The organism is Acinetobacter sp. RRD8 (genome assembly GCF_031844225.1).
Classification (GTDB): domain Bacteria; phylum Pseudomonadota; class Gammaproteobacteria; order Pseudomonadales; family Moraxellaceae; genus Acinetobacter.
This window is the reverse complement of the sequence record NZ_JAUZUU010000012.1, coordinates 40806-62971: the sequence shown is the minus strand read 5'-3', so window position 1 is coordinate 62971 and position 22166 is coordinate 40806. Positions and strand designations below refer to the sequence as shown.

Below are 22166 nucleotides of genomic sequence, written 5' to 3'. Positions count from 1 at the left end.
TTTATGGGAGCTAAAATTTAAGGACTAAATAGTAGTCCCCACCCTCACACCCACAGTCGGCTTTAAATTCATTGAACTGCAGCCAACAAAGGCCAAGCTCAGACATAACATGACCAAGATTTTATTCATGAATCAATCCTTGAGATTTTGCCTGATTGAACAGAGCTGCTGAACGTGTACCACTACGGCAGACCATCAAAATCGGCTTTGGCAGCTCATTATAATATCGAGCAAATTCTTCAATATTGGCCTGAGAAAGCTGGCCACTCACTACAGGCTGATAAATCACACTCACTTGAGATTTCTCCGCAATGGAGCGTAGTTGACTCACCGTGACATTATTACCAGTCTCCTGATCAGGGCGGTTTACAATTACAGATTTAAAACCTTGCTGAATCAATTGCTGGAACTTGCTTGGTGTCATTTGCCCCGTGACACTCACCGTAGAGTTCAGCGCACGGCTAAGATCATTTGCAGCAAAAACAGGTGTAATACAGCTAAAACAGGTTGCCAATACCACACCTTTCCAAAACGACTTAGTCATCCAGCAGATCCATCTGTTTCGCCAGTTGATATAAGTTATTCGAGCGGTTTCCGGTACGACAGAACATCAAGATCGGTTTTGGTAATTCATTATAATGATTGGCAAAAGTGCGAACATCAAGCTCAGTAATCTGACCGGCTACTACTGGCTGGAATACATAATCCAGACCGGCATTGCGTGCAGCTTCCTCGATTTGTGCACTGGTTGGCTGCTCGGAACCACCTTCCATGTCCGGACGGTTGTTGATAATCGATTTAAAACCTTTCTCAACCACTTGAGTTACGTGTTCCGGACCAATTTGACCAGCAAAACCTACATTTTCGCTCATGACGCCACTCCATCATTTCATCTATATCGATATGCTTTATGATAGCATTAAGCTGAAAACATGCTGAACCTGTTCTGAAATTTTTATAAATGATGATAACCATAAGATAACGCAATGGAGCGCGTATGCAGGCTTATACAGTTGAACCACTGTATGTCAAAAGCGGTCAGGATGTGATTGCTGCAGATTTTTATCGGCCTAAAAATATAGAAAAACCGGCCGTAATCCTGATGGCTCATGGTCTGGCTGCCTTACGTCAATTTAAACTGGTGCAATATGCCCAGCGTTTTGCCAGTGCCGGCTATGCGGTGGTTTTATTTGACTATCGCTATTGGGGCGGCAGCACCGGACGCCCGCGTGAGCTGGTGTCGATTAATGCCCAACTCGATGATTGGCGAACCATGATTAGGCATATTCAGGAACGCAAATCGATTGACAGTAAACGGATCGTGCTCTGGGGAACGGCCTTAAGTGGTGGGCACGTATTGACCTTAGCTGCAGAACTGAAAAATATTCAGGCGGCGATGGTACAGGTGCCTTTTGTCGATGGGGCCGAGAGTGCCCAACTATATCCTTTACAACAACTCCCCAAGGCGCTTAAAGTCTCCAGTCAGGACTATATGGGGGCCAAGGTTGGTATGGCACCGAAGACCTTACCTGTGGTTGATCAGCATGAACTCAGTTTTATGCCGACGCAGGACAGTTACGAAGGTTATCTGTCGATTGTTAATCCGGATTATTACTGGAGCGGTCACATTCCTGCACGGGCATTCTTTCAGCTGATGCGTTATCGACCGATTCAGGAGGTGAGGAAGATCACCATTCCAGTCCTGTTTATTGCGGCAAAACTGGATAGTCTGATTCCCATTGAATCCAGTCGGGAAACTGCGACCAATATTGCGCCATTTGTGCAATATCATGAGTGGAATATCCGGCATTTTGATATTTATCATGGGGAATGGTTTGAAAAAGCAGTTTCGACCCAATTAGAATTCTTACATCAACATATTGGAGTGCGCTAGATGATTATTGTATGTCCGGAATGTCTGGCCAAAAACCGTGTCCCTGAAGATAAACTCACTGCCAACCCTGCTTGTGGTCAATGTCATCAAGCCCTCATTCCGCTGGCACCGATTGAGCTGAATGAGCAGAATTTCAGTCAGTTTGTCACGCATAGTGACTTGCCAATCCTGATTGATCTCTGGGCAGAATGGTGTGGTCCCTGTAAAATGATGGCACCGCATTTTGCGACTGTCGCGAAGCAATATCCAAATGTAGTTTTTGCAAAAATTGATACCGAAGCGAATCCGCGCTTAAGTTCTGCATTTAATGTTCGCAGTATTCCGACGCTGGTGTTGATGAATAAAAGCAACGAAATTGCTAGAATAAGCGGTGCATTACGGTCAAGCGAGCTGCAAAAATGGCTTGATCAGCAGTTAAATACCCAACCCTAATTCAAATGCCTGGAGTGAAAGTGTCAGATTCTCAAGTAAGACCAGAGGGAATTCTTTCCCTACAGACGATCGCAATGCCTGCAGATACCAACTGGAGTGGTGATGTCTTTGGTGGCTGGATCGTTTCACAAATGGACTTGGCAGGCGCGATTCATGCAGAACGATTTTCAAAGGGACGTTGTGCTACGATTTCGATTAACCAGATGACTTTTCTGGTGCCGGTGAAAGTCGGTGATGTTATTAGCTGTTATACCCAGATTTTAAAAGTTGGTAAAACTTCTATCCAGATGGAAATCGAGGTTTGGGACAGTCATGATGATTCACGCCCACCAATTCGGGTGACTGAAGGCGTGTTTACTTTCGTTGCGGTGGATGTCAAAGGTAACAAACGTCTGATCCCAGAAGACGCCAAACTGAAGCTTTTAGAATCGCAATCAGCACAATGAAGACTTAAATAAAAAATCCCAGATTTAATATCTGGGATTTTTTTGTCTAGAAGAAGAAATTATGATTTTTTGAGCTGGCTCTTGGCAATCCAGGCCCAGAGCATTTCACATTGAATCGGGGCTTCACCGGATTCATCCGTGACGGTAACTTGAACCAGTGTGTCGCCTTTATCTGAACTTTGCATCAAGGCTTGCTGTTCAGGGGTGAGCGTGGCAACAGCGGTTATGGCACCGCGCGTCGGACGTTTAAAATCGACCTTTAAGCTTTTGATCAGTACAACCGCCGTATCCGGCACATTCATTGCCGTCACAAAGCCGGTCGCGGTTTCTGCCAGTAAAGCCATGGCGCAGGCATGCACCTGACCAATATGGTTCTGCATGGCTTTATGATTGGCGATTCTAACCACGACTTTTGCTGGACTTAGCTCTACATAGCGAAGCTTGGCAGAGCCGACCATAGGAACGACCCGGCCAAAAGTTTTACTTAACAAAGCAGTACGAATGCCTTGCGGTAATCGTGCAGTGGCTTTGACTAATCTGGCTAATCGGTTGTTCTTTGCCATAATTCCTTCTACAGACGTTGCTGTCTTAATCTTTAAAGTTATTGAACTGTAAAGGCAAACCAAATTGCTGTTCTTTCAAGAATGCCATTACTTGCTGCAATGTATCGCGTTTTTTATCAGTCACACGAATCTTGTCGCCCTGAATAGAACATTGCGCCTTAATCCCACTTTCTTTAATGGCTTTATTAATTTTTTTTGCGGTATCTGAGTCAAGACCATCTTTAAGCTTGATCACCTGAATCACATTTTTGCCAGAAGCTGTCATTTTTTGTGGGTCAAGCGCCTGAATATCGACTTTGCGTTTAAAGAAATGACTTTCCAGCATGCTATAGACTTGTTCACACTGGAAATCACTTTCAGTCGAGATTTTGATTTCCTTGTTTTTTTCATTCAGTTCAATAGAAACGTCCTGACCACGGAAATCAAAGCGGGTCGCGATTTCTTTTTGGGTGTTTTGAACTGCATGATTTACTTCAAAAATTTCTAATTCAGAAACAATATCGAAAGAAGGCATAGTTTAGACCTTTACAAAGGGAAAGAATATCTGAGATGCTAGGGATGTTTTCTTCATTTGCCAAGTGTTGTTTACATCAAAGGAGTGCGCAATGATCCGTAAACAAGAAATTACAACATTTGAGTTCCCAGAAAATGCAATTATCTGGGATGTACGCGATTCAAGTGCTTTTGCTGAAGCACACGTGAAAGGGGCGGTGAATCAGCCCATTAACGATCTTTCAGCAGAAAGCCTAACTCAGGTGTCAGCGGATCAACCCATTTACATCTTGTGTGGTGGGGGCAGTAAAGCTCCACGTGCTGCGGAAAAACTAGAGGGTTTTGACAGCTCACGTGAATATGTCATTCTGATGGGTGGTACTCGTGCTGCCCGTGATGCAGGCTTACCGCTTGAACAGGGTGTATAAGCATTCTGTCAAAAAAAAGCGCCGCAAGGCGCTTTTTTAATGGGTGAGATTTAATGCCTCCCAACCTCCCTTTTCTAAAGGGAGGAGCTACATCTATTCTATTTATTCATAAAAGTAGAGAAAAGTCCCCCCTTTTTTAAAGGGGGATTTAGGGGGATTCATTCAAAATAGTAATTAAATTTGTAGCTTAAAATACGGTTTCTTCGTTTTAACTTTCTTTTGAAAACGGGTCACACTGAGTTTTTTTATTAAACTTGATGGTACCGGACAGGCTTCGCCGAGAATCTGGGCAGCCAGAATTTCACTACACAAGGGTGCAAATAAAAAGCCTTTGGAGCCTAGACCGGCAAAGCTGTAAATTTCCTCATCGGCTTTCATTTTACCGAGCAGGGGGAAATAATCCTGACTTTGCGCACGAACCGAAGCCCGACCTTGCCAGGTCGCGACATCAGGCAGGGTTGCTGCATATTCTGGGAATACGCTGTGGATCAGTTCGTAGTTATGCACATGGTCTTCTGCTAACACCTCGATATCATCCCGACCTGGATAAAAAGAAGCACCCAAGATCAAATGTTCAGCATCCAGTTGCATACAATAACCGCCGTAGCTATAGGCAATATTTTGACTTAAAGGCTGGGCTTGATTATTCATCCAGCTCACCTGTCCGCGAATCGGTTTCAACACTGGATAATCTGCAAAGAATTGTGCTGTTTCTCGCGCAGTACAGACAATCACATGATCAAATTCACCCAGATCCTGTTTATCTGAAAATAGCTGAGGTTTTGTAGCAGCTTCAATATGGCTAATTTTAGCCTGCTCGTATTGAATATTAGCATGCTGCAAAATTTCATCACGTAACTGATGCGGTGAAACCGCACCAGCTTCTAACAGTTTTAAACTTAGAAATGCAGTTTGCATCTCCTGATCTTCTGTATCTTGTACAGCCAGAATTTCTTCAGGATATTCATCTGCCAATCCTAAAAGCTGTTCAGGATTTTTTAAGGCGAACTGATTCACCTGAATCGGGCGGAAAGCCTTGAATTTTGCATAGTGCGTCAGAGCCTGTTGCCAAGCCAAGGTCATTAAATGCTCTGCACTTTGCTCAACTGGACAGAGTTTGGGATTGAGCAAAGCCAGTGGATTGCCAGAACCTCCGGAGAGGGGCGCTGACTGGTCGTAGATCGTGACTTGATGACCGCGTTGAGCGAATGCCCATGCGCTACTTAAACCACCGATTCCAGCGCCAATCACAGCGATTTGACGAGGTCTGATATTGGTCTTTGTATCTCGCTCAGTTTTTTTTTGAGTTGTTTCCTGCGCTGAAGATGGGTTGCTTTCCTCAGCGGGATTCCAGATCGCTTTCAGCATTTCACGCTTATGCTTAAAACCACGTGGGCGGGAAATTGAAATCCCATGATTTTTTAAGCCACGTTTTAAGACGCCAGCAACACTGAAAGAGGCGAAAGTGGTACCGATCTCGGATAAACGTACAATATTATTTAAAACATTTTCTTCCCACATGTCTGGATTGCAGGAAGGCGCAAAACCATCCAGGAACCAAGCGTTCACCGGCGCAGTTTTTTCAATTACCGGGAAAACATCATGTGCATCACCCAGCCATAGATCCAGACTGAATCGCTCTTCAGGAAAACTGAGACGATGACAGCCGGCAATTGGCATCGGATATTGAGAGATGAGTTGATGAGCTAAAGGCTTGAGTTCTGGCCAGGCATTTAAGGCTCGAATCAGATCGGTTTTAGAAAGAGGGAATTTTTCAACTGAAATCGCATGCAGATGACTGTGATTGTCCGGACGCACCTGTTGCCAGAGCTGCCACAGCGCCAGAATATTTAAACCAGTACCAAAACCCGTTTCACCGACACAGAAATATTCAAAAGGTTTTAAATCTGCCAGACGCATACTGAGATCATTGCCATTTAAAAAGACATGCCGGGTTTCCAGCAAGCCATTGTCTTTGGAAAAATACACATCACCAAATTGCTTGGACACAGGCACATCAATGCCATCCACCAATTGCCAATCCAGATCGGCAGTTTGAATTGCATGCGACAAAACGGGTACAACCTTAAAGATATCGGGAAGGGCTATAGCTTACCATTGACGGCGACGTTTGGTATAAACATAGCTCGCGATCAGGAAGCCAAGCAATACACCGACAGCCAATGTTGCTGCACCGTAGAGGAACATCTGCGCACTGCGTTCACTTTGCAGCACCTGTACCTGAACACCCAGGTTGTCATTCTTGAGCTGCAATTCCTGATTTTGCGATAGTGCTTCCAGATTGGCTTTTTCCAGTTGCTGCAAACGGGTGGCCTGATCTTTGACCAAGGCTTTGACCTTGGCCTCTTGCTGGGCTTTCAGCTTGGCGATTTCTTCTGCAGTTAAAGGTTTATTCTCGGCAGGTGGCACTGGCTGGGCAGAAGTCGCTACGGCAGGAATAATGGCAGGTTTCGGCGTAGACTGGGTTTGGGAAGTCACCGCTGTCCCTTGAGGTTGTGCTGTCTGATTTTCCTGAGTCACAGGAGCAGGCGCAACTTCGACTGCCCATACTGGAGAAATCATAAAACATAGGCCAATGATACTGGCAGTAACAACACGCATGAACCTTATCCTTGAGGGAATGCTTTATTGAATGGTTTAACATCGATGTGTTCGTACACACCTTCTTTTAAGAAAGGCTCATCCTGTAGCCATGTATCCAGCGCTTCACGACTGTCAAAATCGACAATAATGGTACTGCCATAAAAACCGGCCTGTGGATTGGCTGGATCTTTAGGCATGGCACCTGCAACAATCAGGCGACCTTCAGCATTTAACTGTTCCAGACGTGCAAGATGTTGTGGACGAATCGCGAGGCGTTTTTCAACTGTACCTTCCCGATCGGTACAGCTAACGACGAATAATGGCATGATGACTCTCAATCGTTTGTAGTTGGACTTATTCAGTGGTCTTAAAGTATTTGCGCAATACAATAAACTGAATAATGATAAAGGAAAACATCACGATCATGTCACCGAATGCGGTAAATTCGCCCCAATATTTTCCATCCATCCACAAATAGGCGAAAAAGGTATGCAGAAATGACATCAGTACGAACATGGCAACCCAAGCATAGTTCAGCTTGAACCAGCCTTTTTCACTTAGATTGAATACTGGACCAAATAACCGCTGGATCAGAGGCTTTTTATCCTTGCTAAACCAAGGGGATAAGAAAAAGACTCCGGCAAAGACCAGATTCAGTAACACGGCTTTTAGACGGATATAAAAATCATCGCTGAGGATCAGGGTGATACCACCAAAAATCACCGTCATAAACAAGACAATCCATTGCTGCTTGTCCAGACGGAATTTTTGCATGACAAATAACGCACCATAGACGACCAGCATGGAAATAATCAGACCTGTGGTTGCAACAAGAATATTATTATTGTCGACACCCCCCGCAGAACCGATCAATTGCAGCAATTGATGGTCAGTGTCTTTTGGATCTACAGTTTTATATAAATAAAAGAAAATAATGAGTGGCACAAAGTCTAAAAGTGCTTTCATGTTAGAGTATCTAAATCTGATCAAATAAATGTCATAGTATAGAGATGCACGGCGTAGATTTACATACACATAGTAATATTTCTGATGGAACTTTCAGTCCTCAGCAATTAGTCGAAGCGGCTGTGGAAAAACTTGTCCATACTTTGGCCCTGACGGATCATGACACCATGGACGGTTTGGCATTGGCTGAGGAAGCCGCTAAAAATCATGAGATTAAGATCATTTCGGGGGTGGAAATATCCAGCCAGTGGTCACGTCCTGCCACCAAAAAAAACTATGGCGTGCATATCGTCGCCCTAAATATGCAAAATCCTGAGCCTTTACAAAAAGCCCTCAATCAGCAAAAGAAAATCCGGGCTGAACGCTCTAAACAGATTTGTGATCTGCTGGCTCCTTTAATTGGTGAGGATATTTATGCAGATGTACTGGCCAAAGTCGACAATATCCCTGATCGGGTGACACGCACCCATATTGCCAAAACGCTGGTAGAAAAGGGGATTGTGACCCGTGCACAACAGGCTTTTGATAAATATATTAAGGAAGGCAAGAAAGCCTATGTCAAATTTGATGGCTTGAGTCTTGAAGACACCATTCAGGTGATTCATGAAAGTGGCGGATTCGCCGTGCTGGCACATCCGACTAAATATGATTTATCTGCGACCAATATCCGCTACCTGATTGAGATCTTTGCCAAGTTTGGTGGAGATGCGGTGGAACTACCACCGGCGATTGAGCCAAGTTCCACCCGGCAGATGGTGGATCGAATGATTGCTGAACACGCGCTAAAAGTTTCGATTGGTAGTGATTTTCATGGCGATCATATGCCCTGGATTAAACTGGGCAATGTCCCGAGTCTTAAACCGGGGCAGGTCGGGATTTGGGAGAGTTTTGTTTAGTCATTCCTTTACCTCGATCTTTTTCATTTGAGAGAAGATTTTCCCTTCGCTACTAATAACAAAGGGCGAGGAGAGAATTATAAATTAAAGCAAATTATGATCTTGAGCCTGAATCGGTGGTGGCGTCGGTTTACCTAAAGTCCCTAACAGTTCAATTTCAATCGTACGTACCATCGAGTCCAGCGGCAAGTCATTACTCTGAGTACCAAAAGGCTCTTCAATTTCCGAACTTAGAGCATCTAATCCTAAAAAGGTATAAGCCAAAATTCCAACCAGTAAAGGAGTAAACAGACCAAGCGTTGAACCTAAACTAAAAGGTAAAATAAAACAGAAAAAATAGACGGTACGATTGAGCAAGACCGAATAGGCAAAAGGCAAAGGCGTCGTCGCAATCCGGTCACAACCAGTCTGGACAATACTTAGTTCAGCGACATGATTATTCATCTGCATATAGATGATATCGGAGATTTCACCTTCTTTAAGCGCCTGCATTAACTCCCATTGAATCAGGCTTAAGGTATATTGCGGCGCATTGGCCTGCTGATAGAGTTGGGTCACCGCCTGCTGGCTCATGCCGCTGGTTTCAACCAGTTCAGTCGGATTGGCTGTTTGATGGCGTAGGCGATCGCGGAGTACATTGGCAAAGACAATCACATGCTGAATCACACGCTCACGGCGACCTTGGGACAGCATCCTGCAATCACGGTCAAAATGACGTGAATTGGCAATTAGAATTCCCCAAAGTTTGCGCGCTTCCCACCAGCGGTCATAACAGGCCGAGTTCTTAAATCCGAGAAAGATCGACAGTACCACTCCAATCAGGGTAAAGCCGACCAGGGGTAATTCTGGAAAATGAAAATAACCAATATGTGATAAGCCACCGATGATGGCTGACATCAGCATCACTACGCCTAAAGGTGGCAAAACTTTAGGTAAAATCGTCCCCCGCCAGGAAAACAGCAGTTTAAAAACAGTCGGCTGGTCACGTACGATCATTTATTGGAATCATCACAATTTTTTTCATGATCTTGTGGAGTTGTGCCTGCTTTGTCAAGTGCTATTCAATACTGCATTTCCGGTTTGATGAGTTGCTGCTCAGCAAAGGAAAAGCTGCCTTCCAAGGCGATGATGCAATGGTCAATCAGATGGATATCCACTAGCTGGCAGGCCTGTTGAATCTGACGGGTTAACACTAGGTCAGCCTTGGAGGGAGAGGGCCGGCCCAGCGGATGATTATGTGCAATGACAATTGAGGTCGCCTGTTGGCTAATCGCATAACGTAGCAATTGATTAATGGAAATATCACATGCATTGATGGAGCCATAAAACAGTTTTTTAAAGGCAATTTTTCTTAAACTGGCATCCAGACACAGCACGGCAAACACTTCCTGAGTTTCACCGAGCAGTTCAAAACGTAAGTAATCTCTCAGCCGCTTGGAATTGGTAAGTTCCAGTGCATCCTGTTTCAGGTGCTCGGCTATGTAACGCCGTCCGAGTTCCTTGACGGCCATCAGTTGAGTATATTTACTGATGCCCATGCCATGAAACTGGCTGACTTCCTGTAAAGGTGCATCGAGCAACGCAGTCAAATGACCAAAATGCTGAATCAGCAAACGCGCCAGATCAACTGCCGAATGTTGCTGGGAACCGGAGCGTAGAAAAATAGCCAGTAGCTCGGCATCGGACAGACTTTCTGCGCCATATTGAATTAAGCGTTCTCGCGGCCGTTCTTGTTTCGGCCAGTTTTTAATAGAAAATTGCATAGTTATTAGACTTATTTATTATGAATTATCAGTTTTCCCGCAAGCCGATCTCTTGGGAATGCGATTATTTAATGCTATTGTGAGCCCCACTGCAACAGCGAGGTAATCTGTTCGTGAGCTTTGATCTAAGTGTAATTCCTCATAAAAATATCATTTTGGCCGTCACTGGCGGTATTGCTGCCTATAAAAGTGCAATTCTGGTCCGCCGTTTGAAAGATGCCGGATTTAATGTGCGGGTCGTCATGACTCACGGTGCACAGGCTTTTATTACACCTTTAACCTTTCAGGCCTTATCGGGCAATCCCGTACATACCGAATTACTGGATACTGAATCAGAAGCCGGCATGGGCCATATCGAGCTAGCACGTTGGGCAGATCTGTTGCTAGTAGCGCCGGCCAGCTGTGACACCTTGGCAAAATTCGCAGCAGGTCTGGCTGATGATCTCTTAAGTACTTTATATCTGGCAACAAAAGCACCCGTCTGGGTAGCACCTGCCATGAACCAGCAAATGTGGGCAGCCAAAGCAACGCAGCGTAATCTTGCGACACTGATCGAAGATGGTGTGCATGTGATCATGCCGGACGCGGGTTCACAGGCTTGTGGGGATGTAGGTTTGGGTCGGATGCCTGAGCCGGAAGATTTAGCCCGACAGGTGACTGAATATTTTCATAAAGCTCAACGTGCGATTGCGGAAAAATTTGGCCTGCTTGCGGGTAAACAAGTCACGATTACCGCAGGCCCGACTCGCGAAGCGATTGATCCGGTGCGTTATATTTCCAATCACAGTACCGGGAAAATGGGCTTTGCACTGGCTGCAGCCTGTTATGCAGCCGGAGCAAATGTCACCCTGATCGCAGGTCCGGTCAGTCTGGATACCCCGAATGGCGTAAAACGTAAGAATGTTTCTTCTGCCGTACAAATGCTGAATGAAAGCATGCAAATGCTGGAAAATGGTTGCGATATCTTTATTGCGACAGCTGCAGTAGCCGATTATCGTGTGGCAGAAGTAGCCGAGCATAAAATCAAGAAAGCCGGTGATGAACTGAATGTCGCCTTGGTGAAAAATCCGGATATTGTCGCCACCATTGCCCAGCAGGAAAAACGTCCATTTATGGTCGGCTTTGCTGCAGAAACCCGCAATATTGAAGAATATGCTGCCGGAAAGCTGGTCGCGAAAAAGCTGGATATGATTGCCTGCAATGATGTATCACGTGCAGATATCGGATTTGCTTCGGATGAAAATGCCATGACAGTATTCTTTGCCGAGCATTATCAGCTAGACAAACGTGATCTGGAAAAAGCCTCCAAGCAGGAGATTGCCCAGCAGTTGATCGAAGCCATTCATGATGCCTTACATCGTGATCCATCCAGTGATGATGATTTTTAAAACGATCTGTATCGAAAAAACCCTGAATCCATCAGGGTTTTTTTATAGCTGATTTTTTATCATTAATTCAAAAAAACTATAGAAACCATAAATATTTAGTCTTAATCGAAGCGCTGTTTGTTTATTGTTTTTGCAAAAAAGCATAAAATGGATCACAGAATAAGCAAAGATAAAAATACTGCATATATCGGCTATAAGCAGGAAGTGGAAAGAAAAAAGAGGGGGCGCTATGAAAAAAATCATGATGTTATGGATGGTCGCCTGTCTGGCTGGATGCAGTTATTTTGTCTCGATGGATGAACTGGCCAGAAATATTCAAACGCAGATGCAACGTGAATTTAATTCCAATCGAGATTATCAACACTATCGGTTTACCGTGAAAAAGGTCAAAATTGTCCAGCGTCAGGGGAATGAGTTTCAGGCCATTTCTCATCTGAATTATCAGGGCGAGGAATATCCCATTCATGTAAAAGTCTTTAAGGTAGATGGCGGGTATAGTTGGTCGATTGAAGATGATGCCTTTGCTTTTATTGATGAAATTGAAATTGAAAAATATCGTCAGCAACTGGATCGAGAATTACAGCAACTGGCCTCAGCCTTGGATGATCTAGAACCTGTAGATGAACCGAACCAGAATGTCTCCGGCTCTCTGATTACACCAGTGGCTGAACCCGCATTACAAGATGTTTCTTATCAGGAAGAGCCAATTCCGGTCGGTAATATCACGGCGTATACGCAATAACTCATGCGCAATCGCTATAAAAAAGCACCGATCATTGGTGCTTTTTGTGTTTAGGACTCAACTTGTTGATGTTCACGTACATAATCTTCGGTACGCTGCATCGCTTCCTGAATATTAAAAAGTGCAGTCTCTACATCTTTCAAGGTTTTGGCATTACCACCGCTTAAAGCCTGACGCCATTTACGTGCACCCGGCAAATTCTGGAACAGTCCTAAAATATGACGGGTAATAATGGATAAAGGTGCACCTTCGGCCATGCGCTGGGCAATATAAGGCAGCATCTGTTGCATAATGTCAAAACGGTCTGGTGCATCCAGATTCCATAACTGGCCCAGTTCAGCCAGTAAGTAAGGATTATGATAGGCTTCGCGGCCAATCATCACGCCATCCACATGTTTGAGATGTTCCAGCGTTTCGGCATAGGTTTTAATTCCGCCGTTGATCTCGATGAGCAGATCAGGACGATCCTGTTTTAAACGGTAGACATCTTCATAACGTAGGGGTGGCACGTCGCGGTTTTCTTTAGGTGATAGACCTTTTAATAAGGCAATCCGCGCATGCACGATAAAATTATTGCAGCCGGTTTTGGCCACGGTATCGACAAAATGCAGCATCTCTTCATAAGATTGCATATCATCAATTCCGATCCGGTGTTTTACGGTCACTGGAATATCCACCGCATGACGCATTTCAGTAATACATTCTGCGACTAGATCAGGCTCCGCCATCAGACAGGCACCAATTTTATTATTTTGTACCCGGTCACTTGGGCAACCTACATTTAAATTGACTTCGTTATAGCCCCAGTCCTGCGCCATCTTGGTACAGATTGCCAGATCTTTTGGATTCGAGCCGCCGAGTTGCAAAACGATTGGCTGCTCTTCCGCATTAAAGTCCAAATGACGTTTGGCATCACCATAAATGATCGCACCTGTGGTGACCATTTCAGTGTACATAATCACATTCGGGTTAAACAGACGTGCAAAGAAACGATAGTCTTTGGTGGTCCAATCCATCATCGGCGCAACACTGATTCGTGGTTGAAGTTTATTTTCAATGGTGTTCAGATCAGTCATTCAAAATCACGCTTTAACGAAATGGAAGAAAGAAGAAGCAATTCATGCGAGCACTCAGCGATTGGTTTTTGGCTAAAACCGGATCGGCTGACGTCGCAAAAAGAGGGTGTAATACTAGCATAAAATCAGAAAAACCACCCGGCGAACTTAAGCTAGCCCGGTAAATCCGAGGAATGAAACAAGAAATAAAATTGGAATTCCCAGTCAGGTTGGAATGGTATATTTTGATAGGAGAAAGATGAAGATAAAAACGCTAGAAATAAGGAGAATAATCATGTTGTTATTGGAGGAAATTTATAAAAGCCATAAAGCACAAAATTCGGCACATTTTAATTTAAGAATTCATCGGGGCTTAGGCTGGTTTAAAAAATCGCTAGACCTGGATCAGGATCTGGATTTTAAGTTTATCAGCCTGTGGATCAGCTTTCAGGCGATTTATGCAGATGAACGTGATCTGGTTCAAGATCAGAGCAAACTGCAGCAGTTTCTGGAAACACTCTGCCAAAAGGATCTGGATCAGAAAATTAATCATATTCTCTGGGAAAAATATAACCAGCCGATCTGCTCACTCTTGGCCAATCCCTATGTGGAACAAAGCTTTTGGGATTATCGTCATCAGAAAATTAGTCTGGAAAGCTGTCAAGCTGATCTGGAAGCACAGAAACAGAATATAGAGAATGCTTTAAAAGAACGAAATTCTATCGAAATTTTAGCTGGAATATTTCAGCGTTTATCTACCTTGCACCATCAGATAATGCAGGGTGGCGCCACGTATCACAGCTCGCTGAATTATAAATCATTAGAGGAAAGCTGCCGGATTCTGGCAGCCTTATTGCCGGTTTTTATCTGTATTTTATTGGAAAATTCACAAACTCTTGATCTGAATAAGCCTTATTATCCGGCGGCGCAAGTCAGCTAAATAGAGGTAAAATACTTATGCGGTTGTCTTAGCCTGATGCCATTGATCCAGCAGGGCGAATAGGGTGGCACACAGAGCTAGCCCGAGTCCTGCCAGACAGGTCATGCTCCAGCCACCGTGATGCCAGGCATAAACCCCTAAGGCTGAACCACATGCACCACCAATAAAATACAAGGTCATATACAGTGAATTGACCCGTGATTTGGCATCCGGGCGCAGGCGGAAAATCACGTTCTGGTTACAGCTGTGCGTAATTGCGAGCCCGAGATTTATCAGTCCATAACCGAGAATATAACTGAGCAAGGATACCGCACCAAAGTATAAAAACAGCCAGCTCCCCATCAGGATAGAACAGCCGATCCAGCTCAGTATTTTGATATGGCCACGATCGGCCCATTTACCAATGAACTGCGTAGAAAGTGCGCCAAATACACCGACCAGCGTGACCAGTCCGACCATGACATCAGAAAGCTGAAAAGGTTCCTGTGTCAACAGCAGAGCGATGGTGGAGAACAACATACTCATGGCAGCAAAAGCACACGCACCTGTAAGTGAACGCAAAACCAGTCGTGGTTCCTGCTTGAGTAATATCCCCATAGATTTAAAAATCGCTGTATAGCTGATTCTCAGACGTGGCAGGCTCGGTAGTTTTCCTCTCAAATAAAAACTTAAGGCCAGCATACTTATGCCACTGACGATATAAATCATTTTCCAGTGAAACAGGTCGGAAAATAATCCGGCAATACTGGTTGAGAGCAGAATGCCCACCAGTAATCCGCTCATCAGGAAGCCCACCACTTCTCCGGTTTTTTCCGGTTTGACCGCCATGGTGGCCAAGGGAATCAGAATCTGTGCAGCCACGGAAAACAGTCCGGCAATGATAGTGCCGACCCAGAGCATCGGCAGATTCACTGCACTGGCACAAATAAATAAACCTGCTGCCGCACCCAGCATGAGAAAGGGGATCAGTTTGGTTTTATTTAGCATGTCCCCTAAAGGCACAATAAACAGCAGACCCAAGGCATAAGAGATTTGAGCAAAGGTGACGGTGAGCGCTACTTGTGATTCAGGCACCTGATAATACTGCTGAATCGATGAAATCAGCGGCTGGCAATAATAGTTAGCGCCGGCACATAAGCCGCATGCAATCGCCATCAGCCATAATAAGGGCTTATTTTGACTAATATCGAGAGGCGTGTGCATAGGGCTAACCTTGTATTCAGACCGGAAGAATTGAAATGAGGAATAAGAATAATGTTCAAATTGAGGGCACTATAGGCCAGAAGTTCTCGCTTTAAAAGTAGAGAAATATTGCCAGCATTGAAAATCGTTAGAACTCAGGCAGCTTAAAGAAAGAAGTGCAATTTTAAATAGAAAATATGAGTGAATGTTTGCAGAATTTTTTATCTTTTGATAATGGGGTTGCTTCATTAAAGCGCAGCTTGATCTAGAAACAATAAAAAAGGAGCACTCAGCCAAAAAAGTGGAATATTTACGCTATTTTGTTGCGCAAATTTGGTGCAAAAATGGGATTTCCCATTTTGAATCAAGTTCAGTACATTAATATAATAAATAGTACGCAAGGTTTTTTTCTACCCTTTATCTGACTGTTTGAGACTTGGGTCTTATAAAATTTTGGCGATTATTTTTTGTCAGATCTATCAATTTTGTCTGATGAAGATCTGCTCAAAACAAATTCTATCATTTCATAAAATAAGATTTTAACATCTAAAAACAGTGCTCTTGCTTGAGTGCTAAATCTGTCAAAAAAGTCAAAACTAAAAAAACGACGCAGCTAAAGTGCCGCTATCTATAGGGACTAGAGAAATTGAAAGTCTGCTTCTGAATCAAGAAATACAGCAATCATTGTCAGAATCATCAATGTAACAAAATAAATCAGAAATCTGCGCTTATTTATATCAGCAAAATCTGGATATTTCATTCAGCGGAATGAATATCGTTTATAAAAGCATCGAATATGAATAGCCGTTGAATTAAATGAATGTGTTATCACAGCATCATTTTTATGAATCATCAGTTCAAAATATAGGTATTTATTAAATAAATAGTAGGTGGTAATTTCAAACAGTTTGATTAGAATCCAAAAATTCAACAAGAACACATCCTGAGGGGAAGCATCGTTTACACGATGTTTACTTAAGAAAAATTAGCTTGAGGAACGCTCATGCAGATCGGAATTCCAGCCGAAACTGTTGTCGGTGAAAATCGCGTCGCTGCGACGCCAGAGACAGTAAAGAAATTGATCAGCGCAGGACATAGCGTGATTATCGAACGTGGTGCAGGTGTTAAAGCTGCCTATATCGATAGTGCCTATGAACAAGTTGGTGCCAAAATTACGGATGATGCCTATACCGGCAGTCAGTTGATTTTAAAAGTTCGTGCACCGAAAGGTGAGGAAATTCAAAAACTCAACCCGAACACCACTATCGTGGCAATGTTTGATCCTTACCGTAATACTGAGCTTGACCAATTCGCGGCACAAAACGTGTCTGCATTTGCATTGGAACTTTTGCCACGAACCTTGTCTCGTGCGCAGAACATGGATGTCTTGTCTTCTCAAGCCAACCTTGCAGGTTACAAGTCGGTGCTTTTGGCTGCGGCTGAATACCAGCGCATGTTCCCGATGCTGATGACTGCTGCGGGTACGGTTAAACCGGCTCGTGTGGTGATCATGGGTGTCGGCGTAGCGGGTCTGCAAGCGATTGCCACTGCAAAACGTTTAGGTGCCATCGTTGAAGCCACAGACTTGCGTCCAACTGCCAAAGATCAGGTTGAATCTCTGGGCGGTAAATGGTTAGACGTACCGATGTCTGCTGAAGAGCAGCAAAAAGCTGCAGATGCTGCCAAAAATGGTTATGGCTGGATGCCGGGTGAAGAATACATCCGCGATCAGGCTGCAATTGTTGATAAAGCGGTATCAAATGCTGACATCGTGATTACCACAGCGCTTTTACCGGGCCGTGATGCACCGCGTTTAATCCGTGCTGGAACAGTTGCGAAAATGAAACCGGGTTCAGTGATTCTGGACATGGCAGTAGAATCTGGCGGCAACGTCGAAGGTTCAAAATGTGGCGAAACAGTCCATACCGACAACGGCGTCAAAATTCTCGGCATTCCAAATATTCCGTCGACTGTATCAACTGAAGCCTCTGCTTTATACGCTCGTAACGTATTTAACTTCGTTGAAACACTATTTGATGCAGATAAGAATTTTGTCCTGAATCAAGAAGAAGAAATTCAAAAAGCCCTACTCGTCACTCATGGCGGCCAAGTGCTGCTGAAACGTGGTTAAGGAGAAGACTGATGGTTGAAACAATTACGATTTTTGTCCTTGCCATTTTCGTAGGTTACTACGTGGTGTGGGGTGTAACACCAGCATTGCATACGCCGTTGATGGCGGTCACCAATGCCTTGTCATCGATCATTATTGTCGGTGCAATGATTCAGACCGTTGGCCTGCCGGTGATCGGCGTTGAAGGTAGCGTGGATTTCCAGACCATTAACGTGGTGAGCGTACTTGGCGCGATTGCAGTATTCCTGGCGAGCATTAATATTTTCGGTGGCTTTGCAGTGACTGCACGTATGCTGGAAATGTTTAAACCTAAGCAAAAGAAAAAAGAGGGTTAATCCATGGAAATGATTCGAGAATATGCGGATTGGTTCTACCTGATTGGTGCCGTTCTTTTTATCCTGACGCTACGTGGTTTATCAGGTCCTAAAACTGCGATTGCCGGTAACCGTTACGGAATGATCGCGATGGCCATTGCGGTCGTGACTACCTTCTTTGTGGCTGAGAATCCGGTGGTCTGGATGATTATTGGTGCAATGGTGCTGGGTGCAATCGTGGGTATTGCCCGTGCACGCACAGTTCCAATGACCCAGATGCCTGAAACTGTGGCGCTAATGCACTCATTGGTGGGTCTGGCTGCGGTCTTGATCGCCGTTGCTGCCATTATTCACAACAACAAACTGATTGAACTTGGTCCAGACCTATTGGCTGCTAATGGGGTAAATTTCCATGAAATGAGCCGTGTTCATTTATTTGAACTGTTTGTAGGCTGTTTCGTGGGTGCGATTACCTTTACAGCATCAGTCTTTGCTTATGGCAAACTGGCCGCGAAGAAATGGGCAAAAACCATTTCAGGTGCATGGGTGAAACCGGTTCAGGCGATTATCTTTATTGCAATGTTAGGTTTTGGTATTCACTTCTTCCTGATGGGTAATATGACTTCGTTCTGGGCAATGACAGGTCTTGCACTGGCATTCGGCTGGGTATGGATTGCACCAGTCGGTGGCGGTGATATGCCAGTGGTGGTATCGCTACTCAACTCATTCTCGGGTTGGGCAGCAGCTGGTATTGGTTTTACCTTAGAAAACAACATGTTGATCGTTGCAGGCTCACTGGTGGGTTCTTCAGGTGCTATTCTGTCTTACATCATGTGTAAAGCGATGAACCGCTCAATCATCAACGTTTTGTTTGGCGGTGCGATGGGCGGTGCAGCTGCGCCGACAGCAGGAGCAGGTGAACAGGTCCAACGTAATCACCGTTCTGGCTCGGCAGATGATGCAGGCTTCCTGATGTCAAATGCAGACAGCGTGGTGATTGTACCGGGTTATGGTATGGCGCAAGGCCGTGCACAAAATGCGGTAAAAGAATTGGCTAACTTGCTAAAAGAGCAGGGCGTAACGGTTCGTTTTGCGATTCACCCTGTAGCAGGTCGTATGCCAGGTCATATGAACGTACTACTTGCTGAAGCGGACGTACCGTATGAAGACATCCTGGAAATGGATGAGATCAACTCGGACTTCCCGGCAACAGATGTGGTGCTAGTGATTGGTGCGAACGACGTTGTGAACCCTGCGGCGAAAGATGATCCAACATCGCCAATTTATGGTATGCCAATTCTGGAAGCCCATAAGGCACGTACGATTATGGTGATCAAGCGTTCTATGGCAACCGGTTATGCGGGTCTCGACAATGACTTGTTCTATAATGACAAGACCATGATGATCTTTGGTGATGCCAAGAAAGTGGTGGAAGATATGACTAAAGCCATTAATGGTACGGGTCACTAATCATCTAAATCATTAGAATCCTCCTAAGTCCCCCTTTTAATAAAGGGGGATTTTTTATTTTATATCTTGGGAAAAGGATGATTGAGTGATCATCGAACGTCTATGTTGATGATGAATTGATCCTAAAATACCAATCAAATCGGTGCATAAGACAAGATGAAAATTAAAGAAAAATAGCGAACAGATTGAGTGGTATTAACGCTTATAAAGTTGGATGAACAGGCAATAAAAAAGCGACCTACACAGGTCGCTTTTTTGAATATTCGGTTTTTACGCTACAGAGTCAGTATCTGTAGGATTGCGCCATAAGCTTTCTAGGTCATAGAATTTACGCGCTGTTGGAAGCATACAATGAACCACCACATAACCAAGGTCGATGAGGATCCATTCAGCATCACGTTCGCCTTCAATACCAAGAGGGCGGAAGCCAGCTTTACGTGCTTCTTCAGCAACGTTATTGGCCAATGATTTGATGTGACGTGTCGATGTACCGCTTGCAATGACCATAGCATCAGCCACATTACTGATACCGCTGACATCAAGCTCAACAATTTCTTTTGCTTTTACATCTTCAAGTGCAGCATGTACCACTTTTAAGCAGTTCTGTACAGCTTGAGAATTTGAATTCATAGTAAGATCGTGAGAATTAGAAGCGCTGGGCGATGGTTCTAAATTCATGGGGAGTGTAATTTCCTAACAATTATGCATGGTCTAATATAGCGGTTTTAGTCCTGAATTTCAAATGAAGCCGCAGTCCACTCAGTCATGCTCCGGAAAGAACTCAGCTTTCCAGTCAAAGGAATCGTTGGAATGTCCGCTAGGTTTATACTCGGCAGCGACATAACCTTGATATTGACTATGTTTTAACCACTGAAATATATCATGATATTGAATTGAACCCGTATTGGGTTGATGCCGTCCCGGACAATCCGCAAATTGGATATGACCAATCGAGGCAATATTTTCTTGCAAAGTTTCTAAGACATCTTCGCCCATCATTGCCATGTGGTAACAGTCGTACTGCATTTTTAAGGCCGGATGATGTACCGCTTCCAGCATTTCCTGGGCTTGGGCAACATTTTGAATCAAAAAACGTGGCATATCGGTGCCATTGATCATTTCGAAGACCGGTTCAATTTGATGCTCAAGCAGCATTGAACAGGCCATTTTTAGGTTACTCGCCAGCGTATTCAGGCAGGGTAAAAGATCACAATCCCTAGGCTGTTTTCCTGCCAGAATGTTCACCCGAGGTACATTCAATGCGGTAGCATACTGGATAGCCTGCTCAACCGCATGACGAAACTCGATTTCCTGTCCTGGAATGCCAGCCAGACCATGACCGCCCTGTATTAAATCACCTGCCGGCACATTAATCAGGCACAAGTTTAGCTGATGGGTGCTGAGCTGGTTTTGAATCTGGCCAATCGTAAGTTCATAAGGAAACTGGATTTCCACATGATTAAAGCCCTGTGCACGAGCCAGCGCGAAACGTTCGATCAGCGGTACTTCGGTAAAAATCATCGACAGGTTGACGGCAAGTTTAATCATGTCTTTCTCTTCAATATTCAAGGCCGCATCAATCAAGCTTTATGAATGTTTTAGTTGCTGGATTACAGTAGCCAGATCTGCTTCGGCAAAGCCTTGGGCTTGATGAGCATGTAACTGCGTTAAAGCTTGAGTCGCCACCGGAACATCCAGGTCAAAGCTTTGTGCCAGTTGCACGGCATTATTCAGATCCTTGGATAAGGTCTGTACTTTCCATTGCACCGGTTCAAAAGTTTGCGTGGCCATACGCGGTGCCAGAATCTGAAAAGGCTTGGAGTCGGCAAAACCACCCGCCAGCGCAGGCGCGAGTAAACGGGTATCCACCCCCGCAAGTCCAGCCAAGGCAACCGCTTCTGCAATCAGGGTGCTATTGGCAGCCACAATCAGCTGATTACAGATTTTGGTCGCCTGACCGGTACCCGTATCCCCCATACGGGTGACACGCTGGGAAAGTACTGCATAGATCGGATTAAGATTTTCAATCGTCGTGGCATCACCACCGGCAAAAATCACCAGACTGCCTTGTTCGGCTCCAACTGTACCGCCTGAAACCGGAGAGTCAATCCAGGTTACTTTCTTAGCCTGTGCTTGTGCAGCAAGTATTTGGGTTTGCTGTACTGAAAGGCTGGAGAAATCTACAATCACTTGCTCCGCAACCAAATACGGTTCGATCTGAGCAAAAACAGATTGCACTGCCTGATCATCTGCCAGGCAGGTCAGAATCACCGGGTAATCTGTAATCTTATCCAAAGATAGCGTAGTTGCACCTAGATCCAGCAAGGGCTCACAGGCAGATGGTGTGCGGTTCCAGACTGCCACCTGAAAACCTGCTTGAAGCAGACGTGTGGCCATGCGAGTGCCCATCAGCCCCATACCTAAAAAGGCAATTTTAGTATCGCGATTCAACTGCATGCT

The 22166-nt window shown here is 44.6% G+C and carries 26 protein-coding genes; 11 read left to right on the top strand and 15 right to left on the bottom strand.

The window, feature by feature from the left end; translation table 11 throughout:
* Positions 1 to 121: 121 nt before the first annotated feature.
* Entirely contained in the window at positions 122 to 544 is a 423-nt protein-coding gene (locus Q9R24_RS11395; RefSeq protein ID WP_311204543.1) for a beta-lactamase hydrolase domain-containing protein, read from the bottom strand.
* Positions 537 to 872, bottom strand: a complete 336-nt coding sequence (locus Q9R24_RS11390) for a TIGR01244 family sulfur transferase (RefSeq protein ID WP_004281596.1) — start codon at positions 870 to 872, stop codon at positions 537 to 539. The genes Q9R24_RS11395 and Q9R24_RS11390 overlap by 8 nt, the downstream gene beginning before the upstream one ends.
* Positions 873 to 997: 125 nt before the next feature.
* On the opposite strand from Q9R24_RS11390, the gene Q9R24_RS11385 reads away from it, so the two are divergent.
* From Q9R24_RS11385 to Q9R24_RS11375, 3 genes are read left to right on the top strand one after another with little or no spacing between them, the layout of a single operon-like run.
* Positions 998 to 1894: an alpha/beta fold hydrolase gene (locus Q9R24_RS11385; RefSeq protein WP_311204542.1), complete on the top strand. Its 897-nt coding sequence runs from the start codon at positions 998 to 1000 to the stop codon at positions 1892 to 1894.
* Complete coding sequence (gene trxC / locus Q9R24_RS11380; RefSeq protein ID WP_085064696.1) at positions 1895 to 2326, top strand: thioredoxin TrxC; 432 nt, start codon at positions 1895 to 1897, stop codon at positions 2324 to 2326.
* A 5-nt stretch (positions 2327 to 2331) separates the two neighbouring features.
* Positions 2332 to 2772: an acyl-CoA thioesterase gene (locus tag Q9R24_RS11375; RefSeq protein ID WP_404976599.1), complete on the top strand. Its 441-nt coding sequence runs from the start codon at positions 2332 to 2334 to the stop codon at positions 2770 to 2772.
* A gap of 59 nt (positions 2773 to 2831) precedes the next feature.
* Here Q9R24_RS11375 and Q9R24_RS11370 read toward each other — a convergent pair whose 3' ends face one another.
* The gene (locus Q9R24_RS11370; protein WP_311204540.1) at positions 2832 to 3335 is read right to left on the bottom strand and encodes a DUF4442 domain-containing protein; all 504 of its coding nucleotides are present in this window, start codon (positions 3333 to 3335) and stop codon (positions 2832 to 2834) included.
* 25 nt (positions 3336 to 3360) lie between these two features.
* Complete coding sequence (locus tag Q9R24_RS11365; protein WP_311204539.1) at positions 3361 to 3849, bottom strand: YajQ family cyclic di-GMP-binding protein; 489 nt, start codon at positions 3847 to 3849, stop codon at positions 3361 to 3363.
* Positions 3850 to 3940: 91 nt separating this feature from the next.
* Here Q9R24_RS11365 and Q9R24_RS11360 point away from each other — a divergent pair, with 91 nt between their 5' ends.
* A complete protein-coding gene (locus tag Q9R24_RS11360; protein ID WP_005101788.1) occupies positions 3941 to 4255 on the top strand; it encodes a rhodanese-like domain-containing protein in 315 nt (104 codons plus the stop codon).
* A 174-nt stretch (positions 4256 to 4429) separates the two neighbouring features.
* Here Q9R24_RS11360 and mnmC read toward each other — a convergent pair whose 3' ends face one another.
* The 4 genes from mnmC to Q9R24_RS11340 are packed head-to-tail and all read right to left on the bottom strand — an operon-like array spanning position 4430 to position 7825.
* Positions 4430 to 6328, bottom strand: coding sequence for an FAD-dependent 5-carboxymethylaminomethyl-2-thiouridine(34) oxidoreductase MnmC (gene mnmC, locus Q9R24_RS11355; protein ID WP_311204538.1), 1899 nt, complete (start codon positions 6326 to 6328; stop codon positions 4430 to 4432).
* 39 nt (positions 6329 to 6367) lie between these two features.
* Positions 6368 to 6877, bottom strand: coding sequence for a hypothetical protein (locus Q9R24_RS11350; protein ID WP_311204537.1), 510 nt, complete (start codon positions 6875 to 6877; stop codon positions 6368 to 6370).
* Positions 6878 to 6882: 5 nt separating this feature from the next.
* The gene (locus Q9R24_RS11345) at positions 6883 to 7185 is read right to left on the bottom strand and encodes a YciI family protein (protein WP_004281605.1); all 303 of its coding nucleotides are present in this window, start codon (positions 7183 to 7185) and stop codon (positions 6883 to 6885) included.
* A gap of 28 nt (positions 7186 to 7213) precedes the next feature.
* Positions 7214 to 7825: a septation protein IspZ gene (locus Q9R24_RS11340; protein WP_086044473.1), complete on the bottom strand. Its 612-nt coding sequence runs from the start codon at positions 7823 to 7825 to the stop codon at positions 7214 to 7216.
* A gap of 44 nt (positions 7826 to 7869) precedes the next feature.
* Here Q9R24_RS11340 and Q9R24_RS11335 point away from each other — a divergent pair, with 44 nt between their 5' ends.
* The gene (locus Q9R24_RS11335; protein ID WP_311204536.1) at positions 7870 to 8721 is read left to right on the top strand and encodes a PHP domain-containing protein; all 852 of its coding nucleotides are present in this window, start codon (positions 7870 to 7872) and stop codon (positions 8719 to 8721) included.
* A gap of 84 nt (positions 8722 to 8805) precedes the next feature.
* Here Q9R24_RS11335 and Q9R24_RS11330 read toward each other — a convergent pair whose 3' ends face one another.
* Both Q9R24_RS11330 and radC read right to left on the bottom strand, forming a co-directional pair.
* Entirely contained in the window at positions 8806 to 9717 is a 912-nt protein-coding gene (locus Q9R24_RS11330) for a bestrophin family protein (protein WP_114541813.1), read from the bottom strand.
* A gap of 65 nt (positions 9718 to 9782) precedes the next feature.
* Complete coding sequence (gene radC / locus Q9R24_RS11325) at positions 9783 to 10484, bottom strand: RadC family protein (RefSeq protein ID WP_005106070.1); 702 nt, start codon at positions 10482 to 10484, stop codon at positions 9783 to 9785.
* A gap of 113 nt (positions 10485 to 10597) precedes the next feature.
* On the opposite strand from radC, the gene coaBC reads away from it, so the two are divergent.
* Positions 10598 to 11872 carry a bifunctional phosphopantothenoylcysteine decarboxylase/phosphopantothenate--cysteine ligase CoaBC gene (gene coaBC / locus Q9R24_RS11320; protein ID WP_005106071.1) on the top strand — a complete coding sequence of 425 codons (1275 nt, stop codon included), beginning with the start codon at positions 10598 to 10600 and terminating at the stop codon, positions 11870 to 11872.
* A 229-nt stretch (positions 11873 to 12101) separates the two neighbouring features.
* Positions 12102 to 12614 (top strand): hypothetical protein, encoded by a 513-nt coding sequence (locus Q9R24_RS11315; protein ID WP_004281611.1) that lies wholly within the window; start codon positions 12102 to 12104, stop codon positions 12612 to 12614.
* Positions 12615 to 12664: 50 nt separating this feature from the next.
* Here the strand turns inward: Q9R24_RS11315 and dusA are convergent, their stop codons facing one another.
* Entirely contained in the window at positions 12665 to 13690 is a 1026-nt protein-coding gene (dusA, locus tag Q9R24_RS11310; RefSeq protein ID WP_404976598.1) for a tRNA dihydrouridine(20/20a) synthase DusA, read from the bottom strand.
* Positions 13691 to 13964: 274 nt separating this feature from the next.
* Here dusA and Q9R24_RS11305 point away from each other — a divergent pair, with 274 nt between their 5' ends.
* On the top strand, positions 13965 to 14609 hold the full coding sequence (locus Q9R24_RS11305) for a hypothetical protein (protein ID WP_005106074.1): 645 nt from the start codon (positions 13965 to 13967) through the stop codon (positions 14607 to 14609).
* 15 nt (positions 14610 to 14624) lie between these two features.
* Here Q9R24_RS11305 and Q9R24_RS11300 read toward each other — a convergent pair whose 3' ends face one another.
* A complete protein-coding gene (locus Q9R24_RS11300; RefSeq protein ID WP_005106075.1) occupies positions 14625 to 15812 on the bottom strand; it encodes an MFS transporter in 1188 nt (395 codons plus the stop codon).
* Positions 15813 to 16794: 982 nt separating this feature from the next.
* On the opposite strand from Q9R24_RS11300, the gene Q9R24_RS11295 reads away from it, so the two are divergent.
* The 3 genes from Q9R24_RS11295 to Q9R24_RS11285 are packed head-to-tail and all read left to right on the top strand — an operon-like array spanning position 16795 to position 19706.
* Complete coding sequence (locus Q9R24_RS11295; protein ID WP_311204535.1) at positions 16795 to 17922, top strand: Re/Si-specific NAD(P)(+) transhydrogenase subunit alpha; 1128 nt, start codon at positions 16795 to 16797, stop codon at positions 17920 to 17922.
* A gap of 11 nt (positions 17923 to 17933) precedes the next feature.
* Positions 17934 to 18257, top strand: a complete 324-nt coding sequence (locus Q9R24_RS11290) for a proton-translocating transhydrogenase family protein (RefSeq protein ID WP_004281642.1) — start codon at positions 17934 to 17936, stop codon at positions 18255 to 18257.
* Positions 18258 to 18260: 3 nt separating this feature from the next.
* Complete coding sequence (locus tag Q9R24_RS11285) at positions 18261 to 19706, top strand: NAD(P)(+) transhydrogenase (Re/Si-specific) subunit beta (protein WP_311204534.1); 1446 nt, start codon at positions 18261 to 18263, stop codon at positions 19704 to 19706.
* A 270-nt stretch (positions 19707 to 19976) separates the two neighbouring features.
* Here the strand turns inward: Q9R24_RS11285 and rsfS are convergent, their stop codons facing one another.
* The 3 genes from rsfS to Q9R24_RS11270 all read right to left on the bottom strand — a co-directional run bounded on the left by rsfS (position 19977) and on the right by Q9R24_RS11270 (position 22163).
* Positions 19977 to 20384 (bottom strand): ribosome silencing factor, encoded by a 408-nt coding sequence (gene rsfS / locus Q9R24_RS11280; RefSeq protein WP_311204533.1) that lies wholly within the window; start codon positions 20382 to 20384, stop codon positions 19977 to 19979.
* A gap of 81 nt (positions 20385 to 20465) precedes the next feature.
* A complete protein-coding gene (locus tag Q9R24_RS11275) occupies positions 20466 to 21254 on the bottom strand; it encodes a TIM barrel protein (RefSeq protein ID WP_311204532.1) in 789 nt (262 codons plus the stop codon).
* Positions 21255 to 21293: 39 nt separating this feature from the next.
* On the bottom strand, positions 21294 to 22163 hold the full coding sequence (locus Q9R24_RS11270; protein ID WP_191112596.1) for an NAD(P)-dependent oxidoreductase: 870 nt from the start codon (positions 22161 to 22163) through the stop codon (positions 21294 to 21296).
* Positions 22164 to 22166: the final 3 nt, after the last annotated feature.

What these genes read in the sequence shown, in the direction of transcription:
- Q9R24_RS11395 (WP_311204543.1), bottom strand. Translation starts at nt 544, where the DNA reads ATGACTAAGTCGTTTTGGAAAGGTGTGGTATTGGCAACCTGTTTTAGC.
- Q9R24_RS11390 (WP_004281596.1), bottom strand. Translation starts at nt 872, where the DNA reads ATGAGCGAAAATGTAGGTTTTGCTGGTCAAATTGGTCCGGAACACGTA.
- Q9R24_RS11385 (WP_311204542.1), top strand. Translation starts at nt 998, where the DNA reads ATGCAGGCTTATACAGTTGAACCACTGTATGTCAAAAGCGGTCAGGAT.
- trxC (WP_085064696.1), top strand. Translation starts at nt 1,895, where the DNA reads ATGATTATTGTATGTCCGGAATGTCTGGCCAAAAACCGTGTCCCTGAA.
- Q9R24_RS11375 (WP_404976599.1), top strand. Translation starts at nt 2,332, where the DNA reads ATGCCTGGAGTGAAAGTGTCAGATTCTCAAGTAAGACCAGAGGGAATT.
- Q9R24_RS11370 (WP_311204540.1), bottom strand. Translation starts at nt 3,335, where the DNA reads ATGGCAAAGAACAACCGATTAGCCAGATTAGTCAAAGCCACTGCACGA.
- Q9R24_RS11365 (WP_311204539.1), bottom strand. Translation starts at nt 3,849, where the DNA reads ATGCCTTCTTTCGATATTGTTTCTGAATTAGAAATTTTTGAAGTAAAT.
- Q9R24_RS11360 (WP_005101788.1), top strand. Translation starts at nt 3,941, where the DNA reads ATGATCCGTAAACAAGAAATTACAACATTTGAGTTCCCAGAAAATGCA.
- Q9R24_RS11350 (WP_311204537.1), bottom strand. Translation starts at nt 6,877, where the DNA reads ATGCGTGTTGTTACTGCCAGTATCATTGGCCTATGTTTTATGATTTCT.
- Q9R24_RS11345 (WP_004281605.1), bottom strand. Translation starts at nt 7,185, where the DNA reads ATGCCATTATTCGTCGTTAGCTGTACCGATCGGGAAGGTACAGTTGAA.
- Q9R24_RS11340 (WP_086044473.1), bottom strand. Translation starts at nt 7,825, where the DNA reads ATGAAAGCACTTTTAGACTTTGTGCCACTCATTATTTTCTTTTATTTA.
- Q9R24_RS11335 (WP_311204536.1), top strand. Translation starts at nt 7,870, where the DNA reads ATGCACGGCGTAGATTTACATACACATAGTAATATTTCTGATGGAACT.
- Q9R24_RS11330 (WP_114541813.1), bottom strand. Translation starts at nt 9,717, where the DNA reads ATGATCGTACGTGACCAGCCGACTGTTTTTAAACTGCTGTTTTCCTGG.
- radC (WP_005106070.1), bottom strand. Translation starts at nt 10,484, where the DNA reads ATGCAATTTTCTATTAAAAACTGGCCGAAACAAGAACGGCCGCGAGAA.
- Q9R24_RS11315 (WP_004281611.1), top strand. Translation starts at nt 12,102, where the DNA reads ATGAAAAAAATCATGATGTTATGGATGGTCGCCTGTCTGGCTGGATGC.
- dusA (WP_404976598.1), bottom strand. Translation starts at nt 13,690, where the DNA reads ATGACTGATCTGAACACCATTGAAAATAAACTTCAACCACGAATCAGT.
- Q9R24_RS11305 (WP_005106074.1), top strand. Translation starts at nt 13,965, where the DNA reads ATGTTGTTATTGGAGGAAATTTATAAAAGCCATAAAGCACAAAATTCG.
- Q9R24_RS11300 (WP_005106075.1), bottom strand. Translation starts at nt 15,812, where the DNA reads ATGCACACGCCTCTCGATATTAGTCAAAATAAGCCCTTATTATGGCTG.
- Q9R24_RS11295 (WP_311204535.1), top strand. Translation starts at nt 16,795, where the DNA reads ATGCAGATCGGAATTCCAGCCGAAACTGTTGTCGGTGAAAATCGCGTC.
- Q9R24_RS11290 (WP_004281642.1), top strand. Translation starts at nt 17,934, where the DNA reads ATGGTTGAAACAATTACGATTTTTGTCCTTGCCATTTTCGTAGGTTAC.
- Q9R24_RS11285 (WP_311204534.1), top strand. Translation starts at nt 18,261, where the DNA reads ATGGAAATGATTCGAGAATATGCGGATTGGTTCTACCTGATTGGTGCC.
- rsfS (WP_311204533.1), bottom strand. Translation starts at nt 20,384, where the DNA reads ATGAATTTAGAACCATCGCCCAGCGCTTCTAATTCTCACGATCTTACT.
- Q9R24_RS11275 (WP_311204532.1), bottom strand. Translation starts at nt 21,254, where the DNA reads ATGATTAAACTTGCCGTCAACCTGTCGATGATTTTTACCGAAGTACCG.
- Q9R24_RS11270 (WP_191112596.1), bottom strand. Translation starts at nt 22,163, where the DNA reads ATGCAGTTGAATCGCGATACTAAAATTGCCTTTTTAGGTATGGGGCTG.